Here is a 6,990-nt window from a genome sequence, read left to right as displayed (position 1 = left end):
TGGGCGTGACGACCCCCGGCGCGTCGCGCACGGACTCCGCCGGACGGCACGACCGGGCGAGCCGACAGGCCCGCGCGCGACGGATGGGTGTTCTCCCCGAACAGGAATCCGCCGTCCCCGCCGTTCTCGGCGGCGCCCGCCGAAGCGCGCGTCAGACGGACGTACCGCCGATGTAGCGCAGCGGGATCTCGATCGTGACCTCGGTGCCGCTGCCCATGAGCGTGTGCCAGTCGATCGTTCCGCCGAGCTCGCCCTGGATGAGCGTGCGCACGATCTGCGTGCCGAGACCGCGGCCGACCTGTCCCTCGGGCAGGCCCACCCCGGTGTCGCGCACGCTCACCGCGAGCACCTCGTCGGTGCGCTCGGCGGCGATCTCGACGTCGCCCTCCTGACCCGCGAGACCGTGCTCGACGGCGTTCGTGACGAGCTCGGTCAGGGCGAGCGCGAGCGGCGTCGCGAACTGGCTCGGCAGGGTGCCGAACTGACCCGTCGTGCGGGTGCGCGCGCGGGTGTTGGGCGCCGCCGCGACCTCGGCGACGAGCTTGAGCACGCGAGCGAACACGTCGTCGAAGTCGACGTTCTGCGCGAGGCCTTCCGAGAGCGTGTCGTGTACGACCGCGATGGCCGAGACACGCCGCATGGCCTGAGTGAGCGCGTCGCGCGCCTCGTCGGAGTGGGTGCGACGGGCCTGGATGCGAAGGAGTGAGGCGACCGTCTGAAGGTTGTTCTTGACGCGGTGGTGGATCTCGCGGATCGTCGCGTCCTTGGTGATGAGTTCCTGTTCCTGGTGGCGGATCTCGGTCACGTCGCGGCTGAGCACGATGGCGCCGATGCGCGTCCCGCGATCGCGCAGCGGGATCGTTCGCAGCGACACCTGCACCCCGCGCGCTTCCATGTCCGCGCGCCACGGCGCGCGGCCGCTCACGACGACGGGGAGCGACTCATCGACGTCGAGCCGCTTGGCGGGAAGGATTCGCGCGGTCACCTCGGCGAGCGACTCCCCCTCGAGCTCGTCGTCGAACCCCATGCGGTTGAAGGCCGAGAGCGCGTTGGGGCTGGCGAACGTGGTGATGCCGTCGACGTCGAGGCGGATGAGACCGTCCGAGGCGCGCGGAGCGCCGCGCCGCGGTGCGGTGGGGGCGGCGAGATCGGGGAACTCGGCCGAGGCGATCATGCCGAAGAGATCGTCGGCGCAGTCGTTGAACGTAATCTGCTGGCGCGAGGGGGTGCGCGTCTCGCCGAGATTGGTGTGCCGCGTGAGCACGCCGACCGTCGTCACCGCGTCGCCCTCGCGCGAGAGCTCACGCACGATCGGTACCGCGCGGACGCGGGTGGGCGTCTCTTCGAACCAGTCGGGGGATGCCGAGTCGACGATGCGTCCGCTCTGGAACGCGTCGCGCACCTGCGTACGCCACTGCGGGCGGACCCGGTCGCCCACGATGTCGCGGTAGAACAGGGTGGCCGCTCCCCCGGGCCGCGTGTGCGCGACCGCGACGAACGAGTCGTCGGGCGTCGGCACCCAGATCACGATGTCGGCGAAGGCGAGGTCGGCGAGGAGCTGTCCATCGCCGGCCAGGCGGTGCAGCCACTCGACATCGGCCTCGCTGGCGCGGCCCTGGGCGTAGACGAGTTCACTGAGTGTCGACACCACTCCACACTAGAGGCCGCGCCCCTTCCCGGCAGTGCGCGGAACGCCTACCCTCTCCCCACAGGACACATTCTTCTGAATGCGCCATGCATCCCGTGGGTGAGGCCGTTCTCCCGGCCATACGGCGGACATAATGAGGGCGTGACCGACATGAGTTCACCTCCGAGCCGATACGTGGACCCGGATGCCGTCGCCTCGCGCCTCGGGATGACGCGCGACGAGGTGCTCGGGCTCGTCGGTCGCGGCGAGATCCGCGGCATGGAGGTCGGCACTCCCCCGCACTGGGTCATCGACGAGGAGAGCGTCACGTCGTACGTCGACGACCGTATCGAGATCGCCCGGCGGGCTGCCCTGTGGAATCAGTCCCAGGAGGCGAGCTTTCCCGAGCTGTGGGGAGAGGGCGACATCCGGCATCCGGACTGACCGCTCTTCCCCATGCATTCACCCTGCGTTTCTTATCCACAACCTGAGTTCCTCACCCCGTCAACGGGGGTGGCGGTGTCCTACTGTCGAGCGACGAAGACCGCTTCCACCGCCGCCACACAAGGAGGAACGTATGACCGTTCCGCTCACGATCGTCGACTCCGCTCGCCTCGCGCCGGCCTCGCAGGTCGATGATTTCGCCCCGCAGAAGACCCCCGCCGCGCGACTGCCGCGCGCAGACGTCTTCACGCGGAACATCGTCCGCGGCGTCTTCGAGGTCTTGGCAGGTGTTCGCGAGGTCGAACAGTTGGCGCGCTGGACGTCGGAGGAGGTCTACCGCTCGCTCGTCGTGCGCGCCAGTCTCGCGAAACGTGCACGCAGCGCCCGCGGTGTTCCCGTGCCGCGCGACGTCCACGAGATCCGGAACGTGCATCTCTTCGCCCCGACGGACGGGGTCTTCGAAGCGACCGTGACGGCCGCAGCCCGAGCACGGACGCGCGCCGTCGCCCTGCGTCTCGAGGGCATCGACGGACGCTGGCGCGTCACCGCCCTCGCGCTGCTCTGAGGGTTGGCGACCGAGGGCTCAGGGCCGAGGGCTCAGGGCCGCGGGTTCAGGGCCGCGGGTTCAGGGCCGCCACGAAGCGAGGAAGTTGCCCAGGCGTTCGATCGCGTCACTGATCACGCGAGCCTCGGGCAGCGTCACGATGCGCACGTGGTCGGTCGCGGGCCAGTTGAAGCCCGAACCCTGCACGAGCAGGACATGCTCGGCGACGAGGAAGTCACGGACGAACTTCGCGTCATCGGGGATCTCGTAGACCTCGGGATCGAATCGCGGGAAGGCGTACAGGGCGCCCCGGGGCATGACGCACGAGACACCCGGGATCGCCTCGAGGCCCTGCCACGCGGCATCCCTCTGCTCGTGCAGACGACCGGTGGGGGCGATCAGCGCGTCGATCGACTGCACCCCCGACAGCGCCGCCTGCACCGCGAACTGCGCCGGCACGTTGGGACACAGACGCGTGGATGCCAAGAGGTTGATGCCCTGCAAGAAGCCGGCCGCGTGCGTCTTGGGGCCCGTGATCGCGAGCCACCCGGAGCGGTAACCCGCCACACGGTAGGTCTTGGACAGCCCGTTGAAGGTCAGCACCAGCAGGTCGGGTGCGACCGTCGCCATCGGGATGTGCACGGCGTCGTCGAACAGGATGCGGTCGTAGATCTCGTCGGCGAGCACGAGCAGCGAGTGCTCGCGCGCGATGTCGGCGATGCCCTCGAGCACCTCGCGCGAATAGACCGCACCCGTCGGGTTGTTCGGGTTGATCACGACGATCGCCTTGGTGCGCGGAGTGACCTTGGACCGGATGTCCTCCAGGTCGGGCTGCCACTCGCGCGACTCGTCGCACAGGTAGTGCACGGGCGTTCCGCCGCCGAGGCTCGTCATCGCGGTCCACAGCGGGTAGTCGGGGGCCGGGATCAGCACCTCGTCCCCCTCGTCGAGGAGCGCCTGCATGGTCATCGTGATCAGCTCGGACACGCCGTTGCCGAGGTACACGTCGTCGGGGTCGAGGTGCGGGAAACCGGGCTCCTGCTCGTACCGCGAGACCACCGCGCGCCGCGCGGAGAGCACTCCCCGGCTGTCGCTGTAGCCGTGGGCGTTCGGCACGCCCGCGATCATGTCGCGCACGATCTGGTGCGGCGCCTCGAACCCGAAGATCGCGGGGTTGCCCGTGTTGAGCTTGAGGATCGCGTGCCCCTCGGCCTCGAGCCGGTCTGCCTCGACGAGGGCCTCTCCACGGATCTCGTAGAGGACATCCTTCAACTTCGACGACTGATCGAGGGGGCGCAACGGGCTCATCGGTTCAGGATATCCCCGCCCCCTCCGAGCCAATCGACACCGGGTGGACTGTCCTTGGACACACGGATGCCGCGCCCCCGGCGAGCGTCAGGGGCGCGGCATCCGTGTGTTCGTTACTTCTTCTTGCCGGCGGCGCGGCGATCGGCGCGGTTGTTCGCCACGGGCTGCTCGGGAGCCTCGGTGCGCTGGCCGAAGGCGCCGCGCGGTCCGCTCGGCGCCGGGGCCTCGGCGACGGGAGCCTGCGCGGCGGCCTGACGCAGGCGGTTCGTCGCCGCCTGCTGCACCTGGCCGCGGTCGTTGCGGACCTCGACCTCGCCGGCGTCGTTGGCCGCGGAGTACTCCAGGCGCTGGCCCTCGACGGGAGCGGGCGCGAGACCCTTCGCCTCGACCTGGGCGCTCTCTTCGCCCTCGACCTTTCGGACCTCGACCTCGAGGTTGTAGAGGAAGCCCACGGACTCCTCCTTGATCTGCCCCATCATCGACTGGAACATCTGGTAGCCCTCGCGCTGGTACTCGATCAGCGGGTCGCGCTGGGCCATGGCGCGCAGACCGATCCCGTCCTTGAGGTAGTCCATCTCGTACAGGTGCTCGCGCCAGCGGCGGTCGAGGACCTGCAGCACCACGCGGCGCTCGAGCTCGCGCAGGGCGGGAGCACCCAGCGACTCCTCGCGGTTCTGGTAGGCGATGCGGGCGTCCGAGATGATCTCGCGCTTGAGGCCCTCGGCCGTGATGCGGCCCTTGTTGCCGCCGGCCTCGGCGACGACCTCGTCGATCGTCACGCTCACCGGGTAGAGGGTCTTCAGCTCGGTCCACAGCGCGTCGAAGTCCCACGACTCGGTGTGCCCCGAACCCGTGTGGTCGTCGATGACCGCGGTGATGGCGTCTTCGATGAAGTGCTGCACGCGGTCGGCGATGTCATCGCCCTGCAGCATGTGACGACGGTCGGCGTAGATCGCCTCGCGCTGGCGGTTCAGGACGTCGTCGTACTTGAGGACGTTCTTGCGCATCTCGGCGTTACGCGCCTCGACCTGCGACTGTGCGCTCTTGATCGCGCGCGAGACCAGGCCCGACTCGATCGCGACGTCGTCGGGGAAGTTCGTGCGGGCGAGGATCGCCTCGGCCGCGCCCGACTGGAACAGACGCATGAGGTCGTCGGTCAGCGACAGGTAGAAGCGGCTCTCGCCGGGGTCGCCCTGACGGCCGGAGCGACCGCGCAGCTGGTTGTCGATGCGGCGCGACTCGTGACGCTCGGTGCCCAGCACGTACAGGCCGCCGGCCTCGACGACCTTCGCCGCCTCTTCGGCGACGGTGTCGCGCACCCCCTGGTACACGGCATCCCACTCGGCCTCGTAGGCCTCGGGCGTCTCGACCGGATCGAGGTTCTTCGCCTTCATCTCCTGCACGGCGAGGAACTCGGCGTTGCCGCCGAGCATGATGTCGGTTCCACGACCGGCCATGTTGGTGGCCACCGTGACCGCGCCAAGGCGTCCCGCGCGAGCGACGATCTCGGCCTCTCGCGCGTGGTTCTTGGCGTTGAGCACCTCGTGCTTCACGCCCTTCTTCGCGAGAAGGCGCGAGAGGTACTCGCTCTTCTCGACGCTCGTCGTACCGACGAGGACCGGCTGGCCTTTCTCGTGACGCTCGGCGATGTCTTCGACCACCTGAGCGAACTTCGCGGTCTCGTTCTTGTAGACGAGGTCGGGCTGATCCTTGCGGACCATCGGCTTGTTCGTGGGGATCGGGACCACGCCGAGCTTGTAGGTCGACATGAACTCGGCCGCCTCGGTCTCGGCGGTACCCGTCATGCCAGCGAGCTTGTCGTACAGGCGGAAGTAGTTCTGCAGGGTGACGGTGGCCAGCGTCTGGTTCTCGGCCTTGACCGGCACGTTCTCTTTCGCCTCGATGGCCTGGTGGATGCCCTCGTTGTAGCGGCGCCCGACGAGGATGCGACCGGTGTGCTCGTCGACGATCATGACCTCGTCGTTCATGACGACGTAGTCGGTGTCGCGCTTGAACAGCGCGATCGCCTTGATCGAGTTGTTGAGGAACGAGATCAGCGGAGTATTGGCCGACTCGTAGAGGTTGTCGATGCCGAGGTAGTCCTCGACCTTCTCGATGCCGGGCTCCAGCACACCAATCGTGCGCTTCTTCTCGTCGACCTCGTAGTCGACGCCGGGCTCGAGGGTGCGGGCGAGCTTGGCGAACTCGGCGAACCAGCGGTTGGCCTCGCCGGACGCGGGTCCCGAGATGATCAGGGGGGTGCGCGCCTCGTCGATGAGGATCGAGTCGACCTCGTCGACGATCGCGAAGAAGTGCCCGCGCTGAACGAGGTCTTCCTTGCGCCACGCCATGTTGTCGCGCAGGTAGTCGAAGCCGAACTCGTTGTTGGTGCCGTAGCTGATGTCGGCCTCGTACTGCTGGCGACGGACCTCGGGGGTCTGGCCCGAGATGACGGTGCCCGTCGTCATGCCGAGCGCGCGGTAGACGCGGCCCATCAGCTCGGACTGGTAGCTCGCGAGGAAGTCGTTGACGGTGATGACGTGCACGCCCTTGCCTGCGATGGCGTTCAGGTACGCCGGGAGCGCCGCGGTCAGCGTCTTGCCCTCACCGGTCTTCATCTCGGCGATGTTGCCGAGGTGGAGAGCCGCGCCACCCATGATCTGCACGTCGTAGGGACGCTGTCCGAGCGTGCGCTTGGCGGCCTCGCGCACCGCGGCGAAAGCCTCGGGCATCAGTTGGTCGAGGGTCTCACCGGCTTCGTAGCGCGCGCGCAGTTCGGCGGTCTCGTTGCGCAGCTCGTCGTCGGTGAGGTGTTCGTAATCCTCTTCGAGCGCACCGGTCGCCTTCACGACGCCCTGCAGGCGGCGCAGGATGCGTCCCTCACCGGCGCGCAGCAGTTTCTCGAGCGGATTGGCCACGAAGCATCTCCATCTGTCGGGTGCGACGCCCGTGCGGACGCCGGCCTGCGAACAGGCATACATCGCCCATGCTATCCGTGTTACCCGTTCGTGACCTGCGAGCCGGCCCGATGCGCTCGCGCCCGTAGCGAACACACGGCTCCCTCCTC

The 6,990-nt window shown here is 68.5% G+C and carries 5 protein-coding genes; 2 read left to right on the top strand and 3 right to left on the bottom strand.

Annotated features, from left to right (window positions below; genetic code table 11):
• Positions 1 to 151 precede the first annotated feature (151 nt).
• Positions 152 to 1,648, bottom strand: a complete 1,497-nt coding sequence (locus P2P98_RS16845) for a PAS domain-containing sensor histidine kinase (RefSeq protein ID WP_058597206.1) — start codon at positions 1,646 to 1,648, stop codon at positions 152 to 154.
• A 150-nt stretch (positions 1,649 to 1,798) separates the two neighbouring features.
• Between P2P98_RS16845 and P2P98_RS16840 the strand changes: the two genes are divergently transcribed.
• Positions 1,799 to 2,071, top strand: coding sequence for a DNA-binding protein (locus P2P98_RS16840; RefSeq protein ID WP_275801411.1), 273 nt, complete (start codon positions 1,799 to 1,801; stop codon positions 2,069 to 2,071).
• A gap of 133 nt (positions 2,072 to 2,204) precedes the next feature.
• Positions 2,205 to 2,636, top strand: coding sequence for an Rv3235 family protein (locus P2P98_RS16835; protein ID WP_275801409.1), 432 nt, complete (start codon positions 2,205 to 2,207; stop codon positions 2,634 to 2,636).
• A 60-nt stretch (positions 2,637 to 2,696) separates the two neighbouring features.
• Here the strand turns inward: P2P98_RS16835 and P2P98_RS16830 are convergent, their stop codons facing one another.
• Together P2P98_RS16830 and secA are read right to left on the bottom strand one after the other, a co-directional pair.
• The gene (locus tag P2P98_RS16830) at positions 2,697 to 3,923 is read right to left on the bottom strand and encodes a pyridoxal phosphate-dependent aminotransferase (protein WP_275801408.1); all 1,227 of its coding nucleotides are present in this window, start codon (positions 3,921 to 3,923) and stop codon (positions 2,697 to 2,699) included.
• A gap of 113 nt (positions 3,924 to 4,036) precedes the next feature.
• Entirely contained in the window at positions 4,037 to 6,841 is a 2,805-nt protein-coding gene (gene secA, locus P2P98_RS16825; protein ID WP_275801407.1) for a preprotein translocase subunit SecA, read from the bottom strand.
• Between the last annotated feature and the right edge of the window lie 149 nt (positions 6,842 to 6,990).

Source organism: Microbacterium sp. Kw_RZR3, assembly GCF_029222405.1.
Classification (GTDB): domain Bacteria; phylum Actinomycetota; class Actinomycetes; order Actinomycetales; family Microbacteriaceae; genus Microbacterium.
This window is presented reverse-complemented; position numbering and strand designations above follow the sequence as displayed.